The following is a 21,571-nucleotide window of genomic DNA, read 5'->3' as shown; positions in this document are numbered from 1 at the left end:
TTCCGACCCTGACCGGAGACGACAATGCTGACCACCATGATCCCTTCGCGCGGCACGCTGGCCGATGCCTTTCCGGGCTTTGCTGTCTCGGTTCTGGTGGCCGCGACTGCGCAGTTCCTGTCCGACCATTACGGCGCGCCGGCGATGCTGCTGGCGCTGCTGCTGGGGCTGGCGCTGAACTTTCTGGCTGATGAGGGCACCCGCACCGCGCCGGGCATCGCCTTCACCGCCCGCACCGTGCTGCGGCTGGGGGTGGCGCTGCTGGGCGCACGGATCTCGGTCGATATGCTGGCCGCGCTTGGCGGGGCCTCGATCGCGCTGGTGGTGGCCGGGGTGATCCTGACCATCCTGTTCGCGCTGGGGGCTAGCCGCTTCGTCGGGCGGGGCTGGCGCTTTGCGCTGCTGACCGGCGGCTCGGTCGCGATCTGCGGCGCTTCGGCCGCCATGGCCATCGCTGCGGTGCTGCCCAAGCACGAGAAATCCGAGCGTGATCTGGTCTTCACGGTGCTGTCGGTGACCGTGCTCTCGACCATCGCCATGGTGCTTTATCCGATGCTTTCCAATGCCTTCGGCTTCACGCCGCGTGACAGCGGGGTGTTCCTGGGCGGCACCATCCACGACGTGGCGCAGGTGGTCGGCGCGGGCTTTTCCATCGGTCCGGAAACCGGCGAGACGGCGACGCTGGTAAAGCTGATCCGGGTGTCGATGCTGGCGCCGGTGGTGCTGTGCTTCTCGCTGGTGATCCGGGCCCGCGGGCTGGCCGATACCGATGGCGGCAAGGCGCCGCCGCTGCTGCCGGGCTTCGTCATCGGCTTTCTGGTGCTGGCGGCGCTGAACAGCTTCGGGCTGATCCCGCAGGTGGTATTGGACGCGGCGGGCGATCTGTCGCGCTGGGCGCTGCTGATCTCGATCGCGGCGGTCGGCATCAAGACCTCGTTGAAGAAGATGCTGGAAGTCGGCGGCGGCGCCATCGCGCTGATCGTGGCCGAGACCATCTTCCTTGGCGTCTTCGTCGTCGCCGGGTTGCACTTCCTGGGTTGAGGCGAGGCCACCGAAACGACCCGAAACCACCGCATACGGGCGGGGGCACAGAGAAGTCGTGCCCGGACGAAACACACCCTTCGTTGCGCGGTTGCGCGCAACCCTCAACAGCCGTTGCCTTCTGAAAGGGCCGCCGCCATGACACCGCTTGACCGTATCTTCGACGCCGCCCGCGCCACGCCGCGCCATATCATCCTGCCCGAGGGCGACGACCCGCGCGTCGCCGAAGCGGCCGCCCGGTTGACCGAGGAAGGGCTGGCCCGCGTCACTCTGATGAACGGTCCCGACCTGCCCGGCGTCACCTCGTTGATCCCGGCCGAGGCCCCCGATCTGGTGGAGCTGTCGACCCATTGGCAGGCCATGCGCGCCAGCAAGGGCATGACCGCCGAACAGGCGCTGATCGAGATGCGCGACCCGATCCGGCAGGCGGCGATGCGGGTCCGGCTGGGGCAGGCGGACGGCACCGTCGGGGGCGCGGTCGCGACCACCGCCGATACCGTGCGCGCGGCCCTGCAGATCATCGGACGCGCCCCCGATGCCGGGATCGTCAGCAGTTTCTTCCTGATGCTGGCCTGCGCCCCGGACGCGCGCGTCAAGGGCGGGATGATCTTCGCCGATTGCGGGCTGGTGATCGACCCCGACGCGGCGGGACTGGCCGCCATCGCCCGGTCGGCTGCCGCATCCTGCCGGCAGCTGTTGAACCAGACGCCGCGCGTCGCGCTGCTGAGTTTTTCCACCGCCGGATCGGCCGAGCATCATTCGCTGACCAAGATCCGCGAGGCGCTGACCATGATCCGCGAGGCCGAGCCCGATCTGGAGGTCGATGGCGAATTGCAGTTCGACGCGGCGCTTGATGACGCCATCCGAGCCAGAAAGGCGCCGGGCAGCCGCCTGACCGGCCAGCCGAATGTGTTCATCTTCCCCGATCTGAGTTCGGGCAATATCGGCTACAAGATCGCCCAACGGCTGGGCGGCCTGACCGCCATCGGGCCGATCCTGCAAGGGTTGGCGAAACCGGCGAACGACCTGTCGCGGGGCGCGTCGGTCGATGACATCATCGCCGCCGCCGCCGTCACCTCGGTTCAGGCGGTCTGACGGGCCGCCGAGGCAGCAGCGAAGCGGCTTTCATCTCCTGCGCCGTGCGGCGCAGGAGCGCAGGATTGGGCCTAAGCCAGACCGGCGACGGTTCAGGATCTGCGCTGAATGTCGTGAGACGCCGCCACCTCTGCCGCCAGTGTTGCCAGCGCCCCTGCATCGGGTGAAATCGCGACCAGCTGGTTGATGGCGATACCTTCCGGGGCGTCGACGGGTTCCAACGACAGCACCCCGCCGGCCAGTTGCAGCAGGTGAACTTGGGTCAGGCCGGGCAACTGGACATAGCCCTTCAGGCGATGGATCGCGCCCCCGTGCCCGGTCAGGAGCGCGGTCAGGTCATGCGCATTCGGGACTGCGTCAACCGCAATGGTGCGGCTGGCAAAAAGCTGCTGGTGGTTGCCGGGTGCCCCCATTGCGGACAGGCTGTTTGCGTCGTGCCGCGCGGCCAATGCGGTCAGAAAGCCGCCATCTAGGTGCTGGTGCTGGCTGGCCAGCGGGTTGATGCCGCCGACAAGCCGGGCAGCCTGCCGCATCGCGGCAGCGTCGGCGACATCGGCGCGGGACAGGAATACCGCGTCGGCGCCGGCGATCTGGCGCTCCACCACCTTGCCGATTTTCGGGTCGGCCAGACGGTCCGCGAGGCTTGGCGGATCGACCACGGCGATGACGGCGCGGCAATCGAGATCGGGTTCGGCGCGGGCGAAATTGGCCAGCCGGTCGGGTTCGGCCACGCCGCTGGCCTCGATCACCAGCCGGTCGACGTGCTCGCGCAGCGCCAGCGCGCGTTCGAACGCCTCGAACAGGCCGCCGCCCATCGAACAGCAGATGCAGCCATTGCTGAGCTGGATGGTTTCGGCCGAACGGCCCGCGATCATCGTGGCGTCGACGGCGATGTCGCCGAAATCATTGACCATGACCAGAATGCGTTGATCGTCCTGTTCCAGAAGCCGGTTCAGCAGCGTGGTCTTGCCCGCGCCCAGATAGCCGCAGAGCAGGTTGACCGGCAGTGCCGCGTCCATTCAGAACGATCCCGTCTGGACCGGCTGACCGCCGAAAATCGTGCCCCAGACCCGCACCTCGCGCAGCCGCTCAGCCCCGAGGGCATGGGGATCGTCTTCCAGCACCGCGAAATCGGCGCGCTTGCCGACCTCGACCGAGCCGATTTCGGCGTCGAGCTTCAGCGTATGGGCGGCGCCGAGCGTGATGGCATAAAGCGCCTGATCCAGCGAGATGCGCTCGGACGTGCCAAGCTGCCGTCCGCCGTCGGTCAGGCGGTTGATCGCGCACCATGCGGTGACCAGTGGCGCCAGCGGGGTGATCGGGGCATCGGAATGGATTGCCAGCGGAATGCCCAGTTCCAGCGCGCTGGCGCAGGGGTTCATCCGGCAGGCGCGTTCCGGGCCGATGGTGATTTCATAATGCTTGTCGCCGAAATAATAGAGGTGGTTGGCGAACAGGTTCACGCAGCATTGCAGCGCGGCGATGCGGCGCAGTTGCGCCCGGTCGGCCATCTGGCAATGTTGCAGCGTGTGGCGATGATCGGGGCGGAAATGGCCCGCCAGCGCGGCCTCCAGCGCCTCGATCGCGGCCAGGCTGGCGCCGTCGCCATTGACGTGAATATGCATCTGGATGCCCTGCCGGTTCAGGTCGTCGACCATGGCGTTCAGCGCCTCGGGGGCGATGTTCCAGATGCCGTTATCGGTGCCGCGATAATAGCCCGGCGCCAGCAGTTGGGCGGTAAAGCCCTGAATCGAGCCATCGGTGATGATCTTGACGCCGCCCATCCGCAGCCGGTCGGTCGAACGCGCGCGCAGTTCCAGCGCCCGCGGACCGACCTCGGTCGGGGGCATCGCCAGCGCCGACAGCATCGGCACCACGCGCAGCGGATAGCCGTCCTCGCCAGTCGTCGCCAGCAGATCGGCCAGCGTTTCCTCGGCCAGATCGTTCAAGAGGTCGGTCGAGGTCGTCACCCCGGCCCGGCAGGCCGAGCGGGCGAAATTCCAGATCGATTCGGGATCGCCGCCCAGATTGCGGAAACTGGCGCCGACGCGGCGCATGACCGGGAACATGGCGGCCATTTCGTGCAATTCGCCGTGCAATTGGCCGTCGGCGCTGTGCAGCACGCCCGGCACATCGGTGTTTTCGTCATAGCCCGCCAGTTCCAGCGCTGCGCTGTTGGCGGTCAGCAGGTGCATGTTGGAATGCAGCACCACCACCGGCTGGGTGGTCGAAACCCGGTCGAGATCCAGCCGCGACAGCCGCTCGCCGGGGACGAACAGCGGATCGAAACCCCAGCCGACCACCGGCCCGTCGCCCAGTTCCGCCGCCCGTTCGCGCAGCCGCGCGATCAGCGCATCGGTGCTGGTGATGCCGTCCCAGTGGCGGCCATCGGGGGCGATGCGGGCGTAATGGCCCAGATAGGTGAAGCGCCAGACCGAGCCTTCCATCATATGCGCGTGCCCCTCGACAAAGCCCGGCATCAGGATCTTGTCGGCGAATCGGTCGTCACGGGTCGCCTCGCCCGAGTCCCCCATCTCATCCGGGGTGCCCACGGCGAGAATCCGGCCGTCGCCGGAGACGAGGACATGCGTGGCCTCGGGGCGGGACGGGTCCATGGTGATGATGCGGCGGGCAGAAAAAAGGGTCGGGGTCATGCAACTCTCCGTCGGATGGGGCTGCGATGCAGAATAATCGTGACAAATATCCTGCGTGAAATGCATAATTGCGGGGTAATTCCTCTATTTCGCTGAGGATGAGATGCATTACACGCTGAAGCACCTGCGCTATCTGGAAGCGGCCGAGCGGCATCAGTCGATCACCGCGGCGGCCGAGGCGCTGGCGGTCTCGCCATCCTCGATCGCCGCCGCCATCGACCATATCGAGGCGCAGGCCGGGCAGCCGATCTTTGCCCGCGTGCCGTCGCGCGGGATCGCGGTCACCGTGTTCGGGCGGAAATTCCTGGATGAAATCCGCCTTCTGCTGTCGGCGCAGGCACGGTTCGACAGCAAGATCACCGATCTCGAGCAGATTGTGGACGGCACGGCCCGGATCGCCTGTTTCACGCCACTGGCGCCGATCCTGCTGCCGACGATCCTGTCCGAGGTCCGGCAGCGTTACCCGAATCTGAAGATTGATGTGATCGAGGGGAATTCCGAGGAGATCGTGCGGATTCTGGACAGCGGCGATGCCGATTTTGCGCTGTGCTACGGCCCGGTGCATGAACTGGCCTATCGTTTCCTGTCGCTGTTCGTGGGCTATCCCCATGCGGCGCTGCCGGCGTCGCACCCACTGGCCAGCGGCCGATTCGTGACGCTGGAACAGCTGGCGCCCGAGCCGCTGGTGGTGCTGGATCTGGAATTGTCGCGGCGCTATCTGATGGACCTGTTCGCGGCGCGCGGGTTGACGCCGAACGTGGTCTATTCGGCGCGCTCGACCGACATGATGCGGGCGCTGATCGCGGCGGGAATGTGTTATGGCGTGTTCAACATCCGCCCAATGAGCAAGCAGACCTATGCCAGCGGCGATCTGGTCCGGCTTCCCCTTGCGGGCGATCACGATGCGCCCCGCGCCGGCTTTCTGACGCGACGAGATGTCAAATTGTCTCCGGTTTCCGAAGCGATTATCGCTACTTGCGAGATGCAGGCGATGCGCGGCGAATTCGACCGCGCTTTCGTGCGGCCCTATATTCCACAGGATTTCTGAGGAATTCGGCAGCAAAAATGCATTTGCCGCAAGGTAAGCTGTGACGGATTCATGAACCTGTCCGCGACCGGCACAAAAATCCGGCGCATGTCCCGACAGGAGAGACCGATGAAACTTACCCCCATCTTCAGCCGTCGCACCCTGCTTGGCGGCGTGGCGGCCCTGATCGTGCTGGCCTGCTCGTCGCCGCTTTTCGCCCAGGAGGAGCCGCAGCGCGGCGGCACGCTGGTCATGGCCTCGACCCAGAAGCCCCGGCACCTGAACGCCGCCGTGCAGTCCGGCATCGCCACCGCCGTGCCCGCCGCCCAGATCTTCGCCACGCTGCTGCGCTATGGCGAGGATTTCACCCCGCAGCCCTATCTGGCCGAAAGCTGGGAATTCAGCCCCGACAACAAGGTGCTGACGCTGAAGCTGCGGCAGGGCGCGACCTTCCATGACGGCAAGCCGATCACGTCGGAGGACGTGATCTGGTCGCTGAACGTGGTCAAGGACAATCACCCGTTCTCGTCGATGCTGGAACCGGTCGAGGCCTTCGAGGCGCCCGATCCGCAGACCGTGGTCATCCGCATGAAGACGCCGCATCCGGCGATCCTGCTGGCGCTGTCCTCGGCGCTGACGCCGATCCTGCCCAAGCATGTCTTTGACGATGGTCAGGACATCAAGTCGAACCCCAAGAACAACCTGCCGGTCGGGTCCGGCCCGTTCAAGGTCACCAAGTTCGAGCCGGGCCAGTATATCGTTCTGGAACGCTATGACGGCTTCTTTCTGGAAGGAAAGCCCTATCTCGACAGCATCGTGATCCGGCAATATCAGGACGCGAACTCGGCCGTTCTGGCGATGGAATCGGGCGAGGCGCAGCTTTATCCGCTGCTCGATTCCACCCGGCTGATCCGGCGTCTGGAGAAGGCGCAGGGCATGGGTCTGACCGACAAGGGTTATGCCGGTATCGGCCCGATCAACTGGCTGGCCTTCAACACCAAGAACCCGGCGCTGTCGGATGTGCGCGTGCGTCAGGCGATCGGCTATGCTATCGACCGCAATTTCGTGACCAAGGCGCTGCATGCCGGGCTGTCGAAACCGGCGATCGAGCCGGTGGTGGAAAGCAGCCCCTTCTTCACCGAGGATGTGGCCCGCTATGACTTCGATCTGGACAAGGCCAAGGCGCTGTTGACCGAAGCCGGTTATGGTGATGGCGGCAAGAAGCTGGAACTTCAGATCGACTATATCCCCGATATCGAGGAACAGCAGCGCGCGGTCGCGGAATATGTCAAGGCGGCGCTGGCCAAGATCGGGATCACGGTCAGCGTCCGCGCCTCGCCGGATTTTCCGACCTGGGCGCAGCGTATCTCGAATTACGACTTCGACATGACCATGGATCAGGTCTTCAACTGGGGTGACCCGGTGATCGGGGTGAACCGGACCTATCTCTGCTCGAACATCCGCGAGGGCATTATCTGGTCGAACACCCAGCAATATTGCAACGAGAATGTCGACAAGCTGCTGAACGAAGCCGGGGTCGAGGCGGATCAGGCCCGCCGCAAGGACCTTTATGCGCAGGCCTTCAAGCAGATCACCGACGACATCCCGATCCACTATATCAACGAAGTGCCCTATCATACGGTCTATAATCAGGCCGTGCAGAACCCGCCGATCTCGATCTGGGGTCCGATGGGACCGATGGACGAGGTCTGGCTGAAGCAATAGGCGGAGATTTCCGATGGCTTATCGTATCCTGCGGCAGCTGCTTTACGCAGCCGCCCTGATCCTTGCCGTGCTGGTCCTGAACTTCCTGCTGATCCAGCTTGCCCCCGGCGACCCGGCCGAGGTGATCGCGGGCGAGATGGGCGGCGCCAATGCCGAGGTCATGGCCGCCATCCGCCAGCAATACGGGCTGGACAAGCCCATCCTGACGCAGTTGGGCCTGTATCTGGGCCGGGCGCTGCAGGGCGATCTGGGCACCTCGTATTTCTACAACCGCCCGGTGGTCGAACTGATCCTGTCGCGGCTGGGGCCGACGCTGCTGCTGGTGACCGCCGCGCTGGCCTTCGCGCTGATCGTCGGCACCCGGTTGGGGGTCATGGCGGCCAGAAAACCGCGCGGCATCGCCTCGACGCTGGTCACGGTCCTGTCGCTGGTCGGCTATTCGGCGCCGGTCTTCTGGACCGGGCTGATGCTGGTGATCCTGTTCGCGGCCAAAATCCCGCTGTTCCCGGTCGCCGGCATGATCAACATCGTGAAACAGGGCGGCCCGCTGGTGCGGGCGCTGGACATCGCGCACCACCTTGTGCTGCCTGCGCTGACGCTGGGGCTGGTCTATCTGGCGCAATACAGCCGGTTGACCCGCGCCTCGATGCTGGAAGTGCTGGGCGCCGATTATATCCGCACCGCCCGCGCCAAGGGCGTCAGCGAAAGGCGGGTGCTGAACCATCACGCCTTCCGCAACGCGCTGTTGCCGGTCGTCACCGTGGCCGGGATGCAGTTCGGCGCCATCATTTCCGGCGCGGTTCTGGTCGAGACGGTGTTCAGCTGGCCCGGTCTTGGCACGCTGGCCTTTCAGTCGATCCTTGCCCGCGACTATCCGACCGTGCTGGGCATCCTGTTCTTCTCCACCCTGCTTGTCATCATCGCGAACCTGCTGACCGATTTCGTCTCGCGTCTGCTGGATCCGCGCCTTGCCAAAGGACATTGAGCCCATGACCGCGCAAGCCAGAACCTCGGTTCCAGCCGCCCGTGGCCCGATGGCCGAAGCCTGGGACATCTTTCGCCGCAGCCCCGCCGCCATGCTGGGGCTGCTGCTGCTGACGCTGGTCGTGCTGATGACCTTTGCCGGGCCGTTTCTGTATCACGTCGACCCGTTCGAAATCGTCTGGGCGCCGCTGTCGCCGCCGGGTGACGACCCGACGATCCCGCTGGGCACCGACAACCTCGGTCGCGACATTCTTGCTGGGCTGATCGCGGGCGGCCGCGCCACGCTGGCGGTGGGCTTTGCCGCCGCGCTGATCACCATGGTGATCGGGGTGGTGATCGGCGCCTATGCCGGGTTCTATGGCGGCTGGGTCGACGATCTGCTGATGCGCGTCACCGAGTTCTTTCAGGTGCTGCCGCCCCTGCTGTTCGCAATGGTGGTGGTGACGCTGTTTCAGCCGACGCTGATGAACGTGGCGCTGGCCATCGGCATCGTCAGCTGGCCGCAGACCGCGCGCCTGACCCGGGCCGAGTTCCGCCGCATCCGCACGCTGGAATATGTCAGCGCCATGCGCGCCATCGGGGCAGGGGACGGCAATATCATCTGGCGGGTGATCCTGCCCAATGCGCTGCCGCCGCTGATCGTCTCGGCCACGCTGACCATCGGCATGGCGATCCTGTTCGAGGCGGGCTTGAGCTTTCTGGGCCTGTCCGATCCGAACGTCATGTCATGGGGCCTGATGATCGGTTCGGGCCGGGAATATCTGCTGGACGCATGGTGGGTGGTGACGCTGCCCGGCGTGATGATCTTTCTGACCGTGCTGGGCGTCAGCCTTGTCGGCGACGGCCTGAACGATGCCTTCAACCCCCGTCTGAGAGAGCGCTGAGCCATGGCCGATCCCGTTCTGGACATCCGTAACCTCAAGGTCGATTTCACCACCCGCCGGGGCGTGGCCCATGTGCTGGACGATGTGTCCTTTACCGTCGCGCCGGGTGAGTTGCTGGCCATCGTCGGCGAATCCGGCTGCGGCAAAAGCATGACCGCGCTGTCGATCCTGGGGCTGATCCCGTCACCGCCCGGCCGGATCGTCGGCGGCAGCATCGGCTTTCAGGGCCGCGACCTGACCAGGCTGCCGCAGTCGGACCTGCGCAGGATCCGTGGCGGCGATATCGCCATGATCTTTCAGGAGCCGATGACCTCGCTGAACCCGGTCTTTACCTGCGGCGAGCAGATCGCCGAGGCGGTGCGCCTTCATCAGAAGGCCAGCCCCGCCGCCGCCCGGACCCGCGCGGTCGAGATGCTGCGCGCCGTCGGCATTCCGGAACCGGAACTGCGCGCGGACGCCTATCCGCACCAGCTTTCCGGCGGCATGCGGCAGCGGGTGATGATCGCGATGGCGCTGTCCTGCGAGCCGAAGCTGCTGATCGCGGATGAACCCACGACCGCGCTGGATGTGACCGTGCAGGCGCAGATCTTCACCCTGCTGGACGATCTGCGCCAGCGGACCGGCACCGCGATCATCCTGATCACCCATGACATGGGCGCGGTGGCGGAAATGGCCGACAAGGTGGCGGTCATGTATGCCGGCCGGATCATCGAGCGTGGACCGGCCGATGCGGTGCTGGACAATCCCGGCCATCCCTATACGCGCGGCCTTCTGGCCAGCATTCCCCGCATCGACGCCGATCCCGACGCCGATCTGCCGGAAATTCCCGGCATCGTGCCTGCGCTGACCGATCTGGGCCGGGGCTGCGCCTTTGCGCCGCGCTGCCCGATGGCCATCGACGCCTGCCTTGCGGCCCAGCCGCGCCATGTCGCCATATCCGCCAATCACTCCGCCGCCTGCATCCGGCTTGAACCCCAGGAGGTTTCGGCATGAACCAGCTTCTTTCCGTCCGCGACCTCAAGGTGCATTTCCCGGTCCCGAACGGGCGCACCGTCCATGCCGTCGATGGCGTCAGCTTCGACATAAGGCGCGGCCAGACGCTGGGGATCGTCGGCGAATCCGGTTCGGGCAAGACCACGACGGCGCTGGCGGTCATGCGGCTCGCCCCGATCACCGGCGGCGAGGTCGATCTTGACGGCACGCCGATCAGTCGTATCGAGGGCGAGGAGTTGCGCCGCGCCCGCCCGCGCTTTCAGATGGTGTTTCAGGACCCGTTCTCGTCACTCAACCCGCGCGAAAGGGTCGGGCGGATCATCCGCCAGCCGATGGACCTGCTGGGACTGGGCGAGGCCTCGGGCCGCGACGCGCGGGTCGAGGAACTGCTGACGCAGGTGGGCCTTCGGGCCGAGCTGAAATCGCTTTATCCGCACCAGTTCTCCGGCGGCCAGCGGCAACGGATCGGCTTGGCGCGAGCGCTTGCGACCCGGCCCGACCTGATCGTCTTCGACGAGCCGGTCTCGGCCTTGGATGTGGCGGTGCAGGCGCAGGTGCTGAACCTGATACGGCGGCTGCAACGCGAGACCGGGCTGACCTATCTGTTCATCAGCCACGATCTGGGCGTCGTGCACCATATCTGCGACGAGATCGCGGTGATGTATCTGGGTCAGATCGTCGAAAAGGCACCGGCGGCAGAGATCTTCGCGCGGCCGCTGCACCCCTATACACAGGCGCTGATCGCCGCCGCGCCCTCGCTTGCGCCCGAACATCGCCGCCGTGGCGGCGGGGCGCGCTTGCAAGGTGACCCGCCCAGCCCGGTCAACCTGCCGAAGGGCTGCCGCTTCGCCTCGCGCTGCCCGATCGCCATCGACATCTGCCGGCAGGAGATGCCCCGCCTGCGCGAGCTTGGCCCCCGCCACGTCGTCGCCTGTCACCGCGCCTGAACCGGTGAGCGGCAAGCTCTAGGCCAGTTGCGACAGTTCCTCGGCCGCTGCACGCAGGTCGGGCAGGTATTTCATCGCCGCCTCCAGCGTCAGCCGCTGGATGGGGGCGTGAAACGAAACCGTCGCCATCAATTCGCCCGCGCGGTCCAGAACGGGAACCGCCAGCGCGATCATGCCCGGCACGAATTCCTCGGAATCGGTGGAATATCCCTGTTCGCGGATCTGGCGCAGCGCGTCACGCAGGCGCTGCGGATCGGTGATCGTCTGCGGGGTAAAGGCCTTCAATTCCGCCCGTTTCAGATAGCGCTGCAGCTTGCCATCATTGATCTGCGACAGGCACATCTTGCCCGCCGACGTGGCATGCAGCGGCACCCGAGAGCCGACATGCAGCTGAATGCGCAGCGGCCACTGGGTTTCGACCCGATCCACATACAGCATCGCATCGCCATCCGGGATCGACAGGTTGCAGGTCTCGCCGATGCGCTGATTGAGGCGAATCAGGATGTCGCGCTGCGGCAGATCCTGATGCCAGAAGCGGATCACGCCGCGCATCATCTGCTGCAGTCTCGGCCCCGGCTGATAGCTGCGCCCGTCGATATGTCGGATCAGATAGCCCTCGGCCTCCAGATTGCCGACCAGCCGATGGATGGTGGGGACCGGCAGTTTCAGGCTGGCATTGATCTCGGTCGCGGTCAGCGGTTGCCCATGCGCGGCAAGCACTTCAAGAATCTGCAGATTTCGAAAGCTTGGGGCAGAAGATTGTGGGTCCTGAAAGGTTTTCATCATCATCAATTCCGTCGTTTCGGAGAGGATCTTACATTGTTGCTCGCGCCGCTCCAATTGCTCATGGCTTCGCAAGAATATTAAAAATGAGAATTTAACTATCAAAAACACTTTGACACAAATCGATACCGCTGGGTAAGCTTCGAAACACCGGCGCAAGGAGGAGTCGCCGGGAAAGCCGAAAAAATTCGACAGCGTCGCAGCATCAGGGAGGATGTCATGGCGGTAACGATGGCCCATACCAACGCGGTTGGCGGCCCGCAGAACGATGTCAAAAAGGTGGTATTCGCCAGCCTCGTCGGCTCGACCATCGAATGGTACGATTTCTTTCTTTACGGCGTCGTCGCCGGGATCGTCTTCAACAAGCTTTACTTTCCGTCGGATGACCCGACCGTCTCGATCCTGCTGGCCTATGCCACCTTTGCGGTGGGCTTTGTCGCCCGGCCATTGGGCGGTCTTATCTTCGGCCATTTCGGCGACCGCATCGGGCGCAAGACCATGCTGGTGCTGACGCTTCTTCTGATGGGCGGTGCGACGGTGCTGATCGGCCTTTTGCCGACCTATAACAGCATCGGCATCCTGGCCCCGATCCTGCTGCTGGTGCTGCGCGTGCTGCAGGGCATCGGCATCGGCGGTGAATGGGGCGGGGCGGTGCTGATGGCCTATGAATTCGCGCCCGAGGGAAAACGCGGCTTCTACGCCTCGATCCCGCAGATCGGGCTGTCGCTGGGCCTGTTCATGGCATCGGGGGTGATGGCGCTTCTGACCATGCTGCCCGAGGAGGCCTTCATGGCCTGGGGCTGGCGCGCGGCCTTCATCGCCTCGATCATCCTGGTGGTGCTGGGCACCTGGATCCGCAGCAATATCGGCGAAAGCCCGGAATTCAAGAAAGCACGGGCGGAATCGCGCGGCCGCGATCAGGGGCTGCCATTCACGCAGATGCTCAAGCGCTATCCGGGCAATGTGGCCCTTGGCATGGGCGCGCGCTATATTGACGGGGTGTTCTTCAACGTCTTCGCGGTGTTCTCGATCGTCTATCTGACCCGCGATATCGGGATGGAGCGTTCCTTCGCGCTGTGGACCGTGGCCGCCGCCGCCATCGTGATGGTCTTCTGCATCCCCTTCTTCGGGCGGCTGTCGGACCGCATCGGGCGGCCCAAAACTTATGCCATCGGTTCACTGCTGCTGGCGCTCAGCGTGTTTCCGGCCTTTGCGCTGATGTCGACAGGCAACCCGGTGCTGGTGGTGCTGGGGATCGTGCTGCCCTTCGGGATCATCTATCCGATGTGCTACGGTCCCGAGGCGGCGCTGTTCGCCGATCTGTTCGATCCGACCGTGCGCTATACCGGGGTGTCCTTCGTCTATCAGTTTTCGGGCATCTTCGCCTCGGGGATCACGCCGATGATCGCGACGGCGCTGATGGCGGCCAATGGTAACGACCCGTTCTGGCTGTGCGTCTATGTCGCCTTCGCCGGGATCGTATCGATGATCAGCGCCATTCTGATCGGGCGCCGCGCGCGCCGTTGAACATATACGGGCGGCGGTCCACCGCCGCCCGGTTTTCCGAACCCCTGGGAACATACGGGCTTCGCCCGACAAGGATGCAGAGATGAGCCAAGCACCGGATGTGGCGGATTATGTGGTCGTCGGCGCGGGATCGGCCGGCTGCGTGGTCGCCAATCACCTGTCCGCCGATCCCTCGCAGCGCGTTGTCCTGCTGGAGGCCGGCAACCGCGATACCAGCCCGTGGATCCACGTCCCGGTCGGTTATTTCCAGACCATGCACAACCCGAATTTCGACTGGTGTTATGAAACCGCGCCCGATCCGGCGCTGAACGGCCGCTCGCTGCACTGGCCGCGCGGCAAGGTGCTGGGCGGGTCATCCTCGCTGAACGGGCTGCTTTACGTCCGGGGTCAGCGCGAGGATTACGATCATTGGGCACAGATGGGCAATGAGGGCTGGTCCTGGCGCGAGGTCGGTCCGATCTTCGAGGAGCTGGAGACCTTCCAGCGTCCGGGCGGCGGCGAGGGGCGTGGCACACATGGCCCGCTGCAGGTCTCGGATCCGCGCCTGCGCCGCCGCATCTGCGAATTGTGGATCGAGGCCGCCAAGGCCAACGGCTATCCCTATAATCCCGATTATAACGGCCCGGTGCAGGACGGCGTCGGCCATTTCCAACTGACCGTGAACAAGGGGCGGCGCTGTTCCTCGGCCGTGGCCTTCCTGAAGCCGATCCGCAACCGGCAGAACCTTCAGGTCGTGACCAAGTCACAGGTCCGCCGCGTCATCATCGAGGATGGCCGCGCCACCGGGGTCGAGCTGCAGCACCCCGATGGCAGCCGTCAGGTGATCCGGGCGGCGCGCGAGGTGATCCTGTGCGCCGGTGCCATCGGCAGCCCGCAGATCCTGATGCTGTCGGGCATCGGCGATCAGGCGCATCTGCGCGACCACGGCATCGCCGTCCAGCATGACGCGCCCGAGGTCGGGCGCAACCTGCAGGATCACCTGCAGGCCCGGCTGGTCTTCAAGACGCGCGAGGCGACGCTGAACGACGAAGTGCGCAGCATGTTCAACAAGGCGCGGATCGGGATGGAATATGCCCTGTTCCGCACCGGCCCGATGACGATGGCGGCAAGTCTGGTCTTCGGCTTCATGCGTACCCGGCCCGGCCTCGCCACGCCCGACATCCAGTTCCACATCCAGCCCTGGTCCGCCGACAGCCCCGGGGAGGGCGTGCATCCCTTCTCGGCCTTCACCCAGTCGGTCTGCCAGCTTCGCCCCGAAAGCCGGGGCACGATCACTCTGCAATCTGCCGATCCGCTGATGGCGCCGCGGATCGATCCGAACTATCTGGCCACCCAGACCGATCGCGATACGCTGGTCGCCGGGATCGAGATCGCCCGCAAGCTGGCCCGGACCGAGCCGCTGAAATCCGCCATTTCCGAGGAATTCCGCCCCAGCCCCGAGGTTCAGGGCTATGACGAGGTGCTGGCCTGGGCGCGGATGAACTCAACGACGATCTATCACCCGACCGGCACCTGCCGCATGGGGCCTGACGACCGCGCCGTGGTCGATCCGCGCCTGCGCGTGCGTGGCGTTCAGGGGCTGCGTGTCGCCGATTGCTCGATCATGCCCGAGATCGTTTCGGGCAATACCAACGCCCCGGCGATGATGATCGGTGCCAAGCTGGCCCGGATGGTGCAGGAGGATCGTCGCGCCGGAACCGGTGCCGCCGCCTGAGCGGCGGTTCCGGCTTCCCGCGCGATACAATCGCCCGGCAGCCGGGTGGGGTCACAACCGCCCGGCAAGCTGTTCGACCACCACGTCGGTGGTGCGTTGGACATGGGTGCGGATCACCTCGACCGCGGTGGCAACGTCGCGATCCAGCGCGGCATTCATCAGCGCGCGATGCTCCAGATGAATGTCGCGGGTCATCGCGGTCGCCTTGCGCGAAAACCGCCGGTAGCGCTCGTGATGCTTGAACATCTGGCTGCGCAGCCGCAGCAGCCAGACCGAAGGCGCGGCTGACACCAGCGCATCGTGGAAGGTCAGGTTCAGCACCTCCCAATCCGCCAGATGGGCGACCCCCTGATTTTCCGAGGTCTCCAGCCGCTCCAGCCGGTGATAGCTGGTGATGACCCGTTCTTCCCAGGCAACGTCGCCTGCGGGGATCGAACTGGCGATCGCTTCGGCTTCCAGCAGCTTGCGCAGATCGCCGATCTCGCGCGCCTCCTGAATCGACAAAGGCGGCACGACGAAGCCGCGCTGACCGAGCGCCTGCACCAGATTATCGCCCACAAGCCGCGCCAGCGCCTCGCGCAACGGACCCGCGCCGATGCCGAAGCGTTCGCGCAGCATGTCGATCTTCAGCTTCAGCCCCGCTTCCAGAGCGCCCGACAGGATTTCTTCGCGGATCAGGCGATAGGCCCGCTCGGCCTGGGTTTTCTCGGCCGCCGCGTCCGCGATCTCTCGGATAGCCAGTGTGTTCATGGCGTCGTCTCTCTTTCTCTCTCACCCCTGTATAGCGGTTTCTGCAAATAAATCAATTTTCCTATTTGACTGGCCTTAAATATCGATATTTAATGCCGAGAGGGAGGATTACCGATGAAGCTATCACAGGAGCTGCCAGAGGTTGCCGGGCCGCCCGACCTCGGCGCGCCGCCGCAAGCCGGCCTTCTGGGGCGGCTGCAACGGCTGAATGAGGGCGTGATGCGGGTCGAGATGGTGGCGGTCGGGGTGCTGACGGCCACCGTCTTCGGTCTTCTGGTGCTGAACGTGACTTCGCGCGCCATCGGCCGCCCGCTGATCTGGAGTGATGAGCTGGCAATCAATCTGATGATCCTCGGCGCCTTTCTGGGCACCTCGCTGGGGTTGGCGCAGCACCAGCATATCGCGGTGACGCTGCTGCCCGATGTCCTGCCACTGCGCGGCCGCGCGGTGCTGGCGGTGATGGTCGATCTGGTGCTTCTGGCCTTCTTCCTGACGCTGGCCGTACTGCTGTGGCGCTGGTTCGATCTACCCGGCCTGATCCGCGCCGGCTCGGCGGACGCCTATGCGCAGGCCAGCTTCAACTTCATCTGGCAGGAGCCGATGGTGACGCTGCCCCTTCGCAAGGTGTGGTTCTGGATGGTGCTGCCGGTCTTCTGCCTGACCGGCATCCTGCATGTCCTCGTCTCGCTGACCGCGCGGCTGGCCGGGGGCGAGGAGCAGCCCGCATGATCGTCGCCGCCTCGTTTCTGACGCTGCTGGCCATCGGGGTGCCCATCGCCTTCACGCTGGCGATTCTGGCGCTGATCTACATCTTCGTCTCGGGCAACACGATCATGCTGCAAAGCTTTCCGCAGCAGCTTTACGGCGGCCTTGAAAACTACGGGCTGATCGCGCTGCCGCTGTTCATCCTGCTGGGCGAGTTCATGAATGCCGGCGGCATCGGTCGGCGGCTGATGTCGCTGGCCATGGCCTTTCTGGGCCGGGTCCGGGGCGGGCTGGCCTATGTGAACCTCTGCGCCAACATGATGATGGCCTCGATCCTCGGCTCGACGGTGGCGCAGATCATCATCATGTCGCGCCTGGCCGTGCCCGAGATGGAAAAAGCCGGCTATCCCCGCGATGTCAGCATGGCGATCACGGCGGCCGGCGGGTTGCTGGCGCCGATCATCCCGCCCTCGATGCTGTTCATCATCTATGGGGTGATCGCGCAGATCCCCATCGGCGATCTGTTCATCGCCGGGATCATCCCCGGCCTGCTGATCTTCCTGGCCTTCATCGCGGTGATCGCCTGGCTGGGCCACCGCCATGCCTTCCCTCGGAACGAGGCGATGACGATGCGCCAGCGCCTGCACGCCATCCGTGATGCGCTGCCCGCCGCGGTGATCCCGGTCACCATCGTCGGCGCCATTCTGGGCGGCCTGACCACGCCCACGGAATCCGCCGCGCTGGCAAGTCTTGCCGCCATCCTGATCGGCCGCTTCGTCTATCGCGAGATGACATGGTCGGACATTCCCAAGGCTTTCGTGAATGCCGGGAAATCCTCGGCCACGGTGCTGTTCCTGATCGCGGCGGCGCAGGTCTTCAGCTGGGTCATCACCTTCGAGAATCTGCCGGCGCTGGTTGCCGCGACCATGCAGGCGATGACGCAATCGCCCATTGTGTTCCTGCTGATGCTGAATGTGCTGCTGCTGGTTCTGGGCATGATCACCGATCCCATCCCGGCCATCATCCTGATCGTGCCGGTCTTTCTGCCGGTGGCGACCGGGATCTACGGGATAGACCCGTTCCATTTCGGGGTCGTCGTCTGCCTGAACCTGACGCTCGGGCTGCTGACGCCGCCGGTCGGGACCGGGCTTTTCATCGCCTCGGTGATGGGAAAGGTCCGCGCCGAACGGCTGGCCGTGCTGCTTACGCCCTTTTTTCTGGCGGTGCTGGCGGTGCTGCTGCTGCTGGTGGTGTTTCCGGCGCTGTCGACCAGCCTGATCGGTCGCTGAGGGGGAAATCAAGAAAATGAAAGGGAGGAAAACCATGAAATTCATCAACATCGCCGGGGCCGCGCTGGCGCTGTGCCTTGGGGCGGTAACCGCGCAGGCCGAACAATACCGCATCGGCCTGATCACCCCGCCGCCGCATGAATGGACCAAGACCGCCACCGCCATCGCCGAACGGATCAAGGCCGAGACCGAGGGCCGTGTGGACATTCTCGTCTTCCCCTCTGGCCAGCTTGGCAACGAGGCGCAGATGCTGCAGCAGCTTCAGACCGGGGCGCTGGATTTCGCCTTCCTGACGCTGGGCGAGCTGGCCAATCGCGATGAAAGCTATGGCATCTTTCTGGCCCCCTATATTGTCGACGGACCCGAGGGCGCCCGCGAATTGCTGAAGGGCGAGGTCGCCGGCCAGCTTCTGTCCGGCGCAGGCAAATTCGGCCTGCAGGGGCTGGCCTGGGGCATGGCCGGCATGCGCGAGATCGTCATGCGCGGCAACGCGGCTTCGGTCGCCGACCTGAAGGGCAAGAAGGTGCGCACGGTGCCCTTCGCGCAGGAACTGGATTTCTGGACCCGGCTCGGCGCCGCGCCGACGCCGATGCCCCTGCCGGCGCTGTATGACGCTTTCGCCAATGGCCAGATCGACGGCATGCAGATCGATTTCGAAGGCACCTGGAATTCGAAATACTACGCTAATGCCGGAAGCATCATCCATTCCAACCACATGATGTTTCCGATGATCTCGGTCGCTTCGGGGCGGAAATGGCAGACCATGTCCGAGGAGGACCGCGCCATCGTCAGCAAGGCCATGACCGAGGAGGTCGACGCCATGGTCGGCCGCTATGCCGGGATCGACGCCACCTATCTGGCGGAACTGCAGGGGACCAATGTTCCGATCATCGAGGCGGATCGGGCCTTCTTCGGGGCTGCCGTCGATGACTGGTATGCAAGCTGGCGCGAGCGCACGCCGCTGCTGGTCGAATTGGAAGCCGAAGCCGCCGCGCTGGCGCAATGACAGGGCGCGGGCGGGCCTGCCCCCGCCCGAACCGGAGGAAAACCGTATGACCATCGCCTATCGCGACCTGCGCTATCTGCGCATCGCCGTTGACGATCTCGACAGTGCCACCCGTTTCGCAACTGAGGTGTTCGGCCTGCAACCCGGCGACCGGGACGAGACCGATGCCCGCTTCCGACCCGATGCGCGGAACTATGCGCTGTGCTGTTCGACCGAACCGGGGCAGGCGGTCGCGCTGACCGTGGCCCGACGCGAGGATCTGGACGTGGCCGAGGCACGGCTGGCGCGCTGGAGCCCGCGCCGTCTGGAAGGTGCCGACTGCGCGCGCCGTCAGGTCAAGTCGGGTCTGGTGGTGACGGCGCCGAACGGGGTCCAGGTGGAACTGGTCTGGCGCCCGCTGACTTCGGGTTGGCGCTATCACGGGCCGCGCGATGCGGGGATCACCGAGTTTCAGGCCGTTCAACTGGCCTGCACAGATATTGCCGCCAATGAAGCCTTCTGGACCGAAGGCATCGGCGCCGAAGTCTCGGACTGGGTGGGTGATGCGGTCTTTTTGCGCATCGACGATGCCCATCACCGGATCGCGCTTTATCCCTCGGATCGGGACGGGCTTCTGGGCGCGGTCTGGGCGGTCGAAAGCATCCATAACGTGATGCAGAACTGGTATCACTTCCAGAACCGGCAGGTGCCCGTGGTTCACGGGCCGGGGCGGCAACCCACCTCCGGCGCGGTTTTCGTGACCGCGCGCGGACCCTCGGCCATCCTTTTCAGCTATGCCGCCGAAACCGAACAGGGGCCGCAGATCGCGGCGCGCGGCCCGCGCCAGTTTCCCGGTACGCCGCAATCTCACGATGTCTGGGGATCGCAAAGCGAGGCCCCCGAATTTTCAGGGAGGGAGAGATGATCGAACTCAAGGACGTGGTCTATTGCCGTCTCGGCACCACCGATCTGGCCGGGGCCGAATGGTTCGCGGTGAACATCCTTGGCCTTCAGGTCAGCGAGCGGCGCAAGGGCGCCACCTATTTCAAATCGGATCAGCGCGAACACACCCTTTGCTATTTCGAGGGCAATCCCGACGATCAGGTGACTGCCTTTGAAATCGGCTCGGCCGACGATCTGGAACGCGCGGCGGCGACGCTGGAAAACCTCGGCCACCGGGTCCATGTCGGCACCCGCGCCGAATGCGAGGCGCGCCATGTCGGCGCCTTCATCCGCTTTAACGACCCGACCGGCAACGGCATCGAATTCGTCGTCCGCCCGACCACTTCGGGGATCCGCTATCACGGCACCCGCGATGCCGGCATCACCGGCTTTTCGCATGTCGGTCTTTGCACCACCGATGCCGAGCGTGACGAGGCCTTCTGGACCCAGGTCTGCAATGCCCGTGTCTCCGACCGGATCGGCGATGCGCCGCTGATGCGGCTGGGCACGATCCATCATTCGATCGCGCTGTTCCCCTATCACAAGGCGGGGATCCAGCACATCAACCATCAGGTCGAAAGCGCCGACGACATCCAGCGCAGCTTCAACTTCGTGCGCGAAAATCAGGTGAACATCACCTTCGGGCCGGGGCGGCATCCGACCTCATCGGCGCAGTTCCTGTATTTCAGCGGACCCGAGGGCATGACCTTCGAATATTCCACCGGCGTCTGCGAGATCCATGACGAGCCCTTGTGGCGCGACCGACAGTTCCATTTCGAACCCAAGGGCTTCTGCCACTGGGGCGCGAAACCGAATATCGCCGCCTTCAAGGACGAATGATGGAAGATCTTGCCCGCACCGTCCGCATCGCCGCCCGCGCGCTTGGCCGCGCCGGGCTGGTCCATGCCTACGGCCATTGCTCGGCCCGCATCAATCAGGACAGCTTTCTGGTCTGCCCGGCCCGGCCGATGGCGCAGGTCGCCAAGGGCGAGGCCTGCACCGTGGTCCCGGTTGACGGCCCGCTGCCCGAAGGCGTGCTGGGCGAAGTGCGGCTGCACCAGCAGATCTATGCGCGGCGCCCCGAGGCGGGCGGCGTGATCCGCTTCATGGGGCCTTCGGTGATGGCGCTGGCGGCGCTTGGCGTTGTGCCAAAGATGCGCCACGGCTTCGGCACCTATTTCGCGCCCGCGCCGGGCCTGTGGGACGATATCCAACTGCTGCGCGACGATGCCGGCGCGGCGGCGGCGATTGACGCCATGGGCGGCAGCGCCGGGCTGCTGATGCGCGGCAATGGCGCGGTGGTGGCCGGTGCGAGCCTGCAGGAGGCGACGGGCCTCGCCTTCTATCTGGAGGATATGTGCCGGATCGAACTGGCGGCGCTCGCCTCGGGTCTGGCCGAGACCGCGCCGGTCATTCCGCCCGATCAGGCCGCCAGACGCGCCACCCGCGCCGGGCGGATTTTCGAACGCATGTGGGATCACCTGACCGCGGGCGACCCCGAACTGGTTTCTTGAAAGGACTTCGCG

At 65.2% G+C, this 21,571-nt stretch carries 20 protein-coding genes; 16 read left to right on the top strand and 4 right to left on the bottom strand.

The features are described 5' to 3' along the window. Positions 1–24: 24 nt before the first annotated feature. Positions 25–1,041: a YeiH family protein gene (locus tag H1S04_RS13025; protein WP_181745981.1), complete on the top strand. Its 1,017-nt coding sequence runs from the start codon at positions 25–27 to the stop codon at positions 1,039–1,041. A gap of 138 nt (positions 1,042–1,179) precedes the next feature. Continuing rightward, the gene (gene pta, locus H1S04_RS13020; protein WP_181745980.1) at positions 1,180–2,136 is read left to right on the top strand and encodes a phosphate acetyltransferase; all 957 of its coding nucleotides are present in this window, start codon (positions 1,180–1,182) and stop codon (positions 2,134–2,136) included. 92 nt (positions 2,137–2,228) lie between these two features. On the opposite strand, the gene H1S04_RS13015 is transcribed toward pta, so the two are convergent. Together H1S04_RS13015 and H1S04_RS13010 are read right to left on the bottom strand one after the other, a co-directional pair. After that, on the bottom strand, positions 2,229–3,155 hold the full coding sequence (locus tag H1S04_RS13015; RefSeq protein ID WP_181745979.1) for a GTP-binding protein: 927 nt from the start codon (positions 3,153–3,155) through the stop codon (positions 2,229–2,231). Continuing rightward, positions 3,156–4,790, bottom strand: a complete 1,635-nt coding sequence (locus H1S04_RS13010) for an amidohydrolase (RefSeq protein ID WP_181745978.1) — start codon at positions 4,788–4,790, stop codon at positions 3,156–3,158. Positions 4,791–4,893: 103 nt separating this feature from the next. Between H1S04_RS13010 and H1S04_RS13005 the strand changes: the two genes are divergently transcribed. The 6 genes from H1S04_RS13005 to H1S04_RS12980 all read left to right on the top strand — a co-directional run bounded on the left by H1S04_RS13005 (position 4,894) and on the right by H1S04_RS12980 (position 11,350). Beyond that, the gene (locus H1S04_RS13005; protein ID WP_181745977.1) at positions 4,894–5,838 is read left to right on the top strand and encodes a LysR family transcriptional regulator; all 945 of its coding nucleotides are present in this window, start codon (positions 4,894–4,896) and stop codon (positions 5,836–5,838) included. 108 nt (positions 5,839–5,946) lie between these two features. Continuing rightward, positions 5,947–7,542 carry an ABC transporter substrate-binding protein gene (locus H1S04_RS13000; protein WP_181745976.1) on the top strand — a complete coding sequence of 532 codons (1,596 nt, stop codon included), beginning with the start codon at positions 5,947–5,949 and terminating at the stop codon, positions 7,540–7,542. A gap of 13 nt (positions 7,543–7,555) precedes the next feature. Beyond that, entirely contained in the window at positions 7,556–8,527 is a 972-nt protein-coding gene (locus H1S04_RS12995; protein WP_181745975.1) for an ABC transporter permease, read from the top strand. Positions 8,528–8,576: 49 nt separating this feature from the next. Next, complete coding sequence (locus tag H1S04_RS12990) at positions 8,577–9,410, top strand: ABC transporter permease (RefSeq protein ID WP_181746024.1); 834 nt, start codon at positions 8,577–8,579, stop codon at positions 9,408–9,410. Positions 9,411–9,413: 3 nt separating this feature from the next. Continuing rightward, the gene (locus tag H1S04_RS12985; protein WP_181745974.1) at positions 9,414–10,403 is read left to right on the top strand and encodes an ABC transporter ATP-binding protein; all 990 of its coding nucleotides are present in this window, start codon (positions 9,414–9,416) and stop codon (positions 10,401–10,403) included. Further along, positions 10,400–11,350 carry an ABC transporter ATP-binding protein gene (locus H1S04_RS12980; protein WP_181745973.1) on the top strand — a complete coding sequence of 317 codons (951 nt, stop codon included), beginning with the start codon at positions 10,400–10,402 and terminating at the stop codon, positions 11,348–11,350. Before H1S04_RS12985 ends, H1S04_RS12980 begins: the two co-directional genes overlap by 4 nt. 18 nt (positions 11,351–11,368) lie before the next feature. Here the strand turns inward: H1S04_RS12980 and H1S04_RS12975 are convergent, their stop codons facing one another. Then, a complete protein-coding gene (locus tag H1S04_RS12975; protein WP_367275800.1) occupies positions 11,369–12,136 on the bottom strand; it encodes an IclR family transcriptional regulator in 768 nt (255 codons plus the stop codon). Between the two features lie 216 nt (positions 12,137–12,352). Here H1S04_RS12975 and H1S04_RS12970 point away from each other — a divergent pair, with 216 nt between their 5' ends. Together H1S04_RS12970 and H1S04_RS12965 are read left to right on the top strand one after the other, a co-directional pair. After that, entirely contained in the window at positions 12,353–13,660 is a 1,308-nt protein-coding gene (locus H1S04_RS12970; RefSeq protein ID WP_181745972.1) for an MFS transporter, read from the top strand. 82 nt (positions 13,661–13,742) lie between these two features. Beyond that, a complete protein-coding gene (locus H1S04_RS12965) occupies positions 13,743–15,374 on the top strand; it encodes a GMC family oxidoreductase (protein WP_181745971.1) in 1,632 nt (543 codons plus the stop codon). Between the two features lie 51 nt (positions 15,375–15,425). Here H1S04_RS12965 and H1S04_RS12960 read toward each other — a convergent pair whose 3' ends face one another. Further along, positions 15,426–16,124, bottom strand: coding sequence for a GntR family transcriptional regulator (locus H1S04_RS12960; RefSeq protein WP_181745970.1), 699 nt, complete (start codon positions 16,122–16,124; stop codon positions 15,426–15,428). A gap of 114 nt (positions 16,125–16,238) precedes the next feature. Here H1S04_RS12960 and H1S04_RS12955 point away from each other — a divergent pair, with 114 nt between their 5' ends. From H1S04_RS12955 to H1S04_RS12930, 6 genes are read left to right on the top strand one after another with little or no spacing between them, the layout of a single operon-like run. After that, positions 16,239–16,853: a TRAP transporter small permease gene (locus H1S04_RS12955; RefSeq protein WP_181745969.1), complete on the top strand. Its 615-nt coding sequence runs from the start codon at positions 16,239–16,241 to the stop codon at positions 16,851–16,853. Next, positions 16,850–18,118, top strand: coding sequence for a TRAP transporter large permease (locus H1S04_RS12950; protein ID WP_181745968.1), 1,269 nt, complete (start codon positions 16,850–16,852; stop codon positions 18,116–18,118). The genes H1S04_RS12955 and H1S04_RS12950 overlap by 4 nt, the downstream gene beginning before the upstream one ends. A gap of 34 nt (positions 18,119–18,152) precedes the next feature. Then, on the top strand, positions 18,153–19,124 hold the full coding sequence (locus H1S04_RS12945) for a TRAP transporter substrate-binding protein (RefSeq protein ID WP_220185233.1): 972 nt from the start codon (positions 18,153–18,155) through the stop codon (positions 19,122–19,124). A gap of 46 nt (positions 19,125–19,170) precedes the next feature. After that, positions 19,171–20,028, top strand: a complete 858-nt coding sequence (locus H1S04_RS12940) for a VOC family protein (protein WP_181745966.1) — start codon at positions 19,171–19,173, stop codon at positions 20,026–20,028. Beyond that, complete coding sequence (locus H1S04_RS12935) at positions 20,025–20,885, top strand: VOC family protein (protein WP_181745965.1); 861 nt, start codon at positions 20,025–20,027, stop codon at positions 20,883–20,885. The genes H1S04_RS12940 and H1S04_RS12935 overlap by 4 nt, the downstream gene beginning before the upstream one ends. After that, the gene (locus tag H1S04_RS12930; protein WP_220185232.1) at positions 20,885–21,559 is read left to right on the top strand and encodes a class II aldolase/adducin family protein; all 675 of its coding nucleotides are present in this window, start codon (positions 20,885–20,887) and stop codon (positions 21,557–21,559) included. The genes H1S04_RS12935 and H1S04_RS12930 overlap by 1 nt, the downstream gene beginning before the upstream one ends. Positions 21,560–21,571: the final 12 nt, after the last annotated feature.

It is taken from the genome of Paracoccus sp. S1E-3, from assembly GCF_013868135.1.
Lineage (GTDB): Bacteria > Pseudomonadota > Alphaproteobacteria > Rhodobacterales > Rhodobacteraceae > Paracoccus.
The sequence above is the reverse complement of the archived record's forward strand: the minus strand, read 5'-3'. Positions and strand labels throughout refer to the sequence as shown.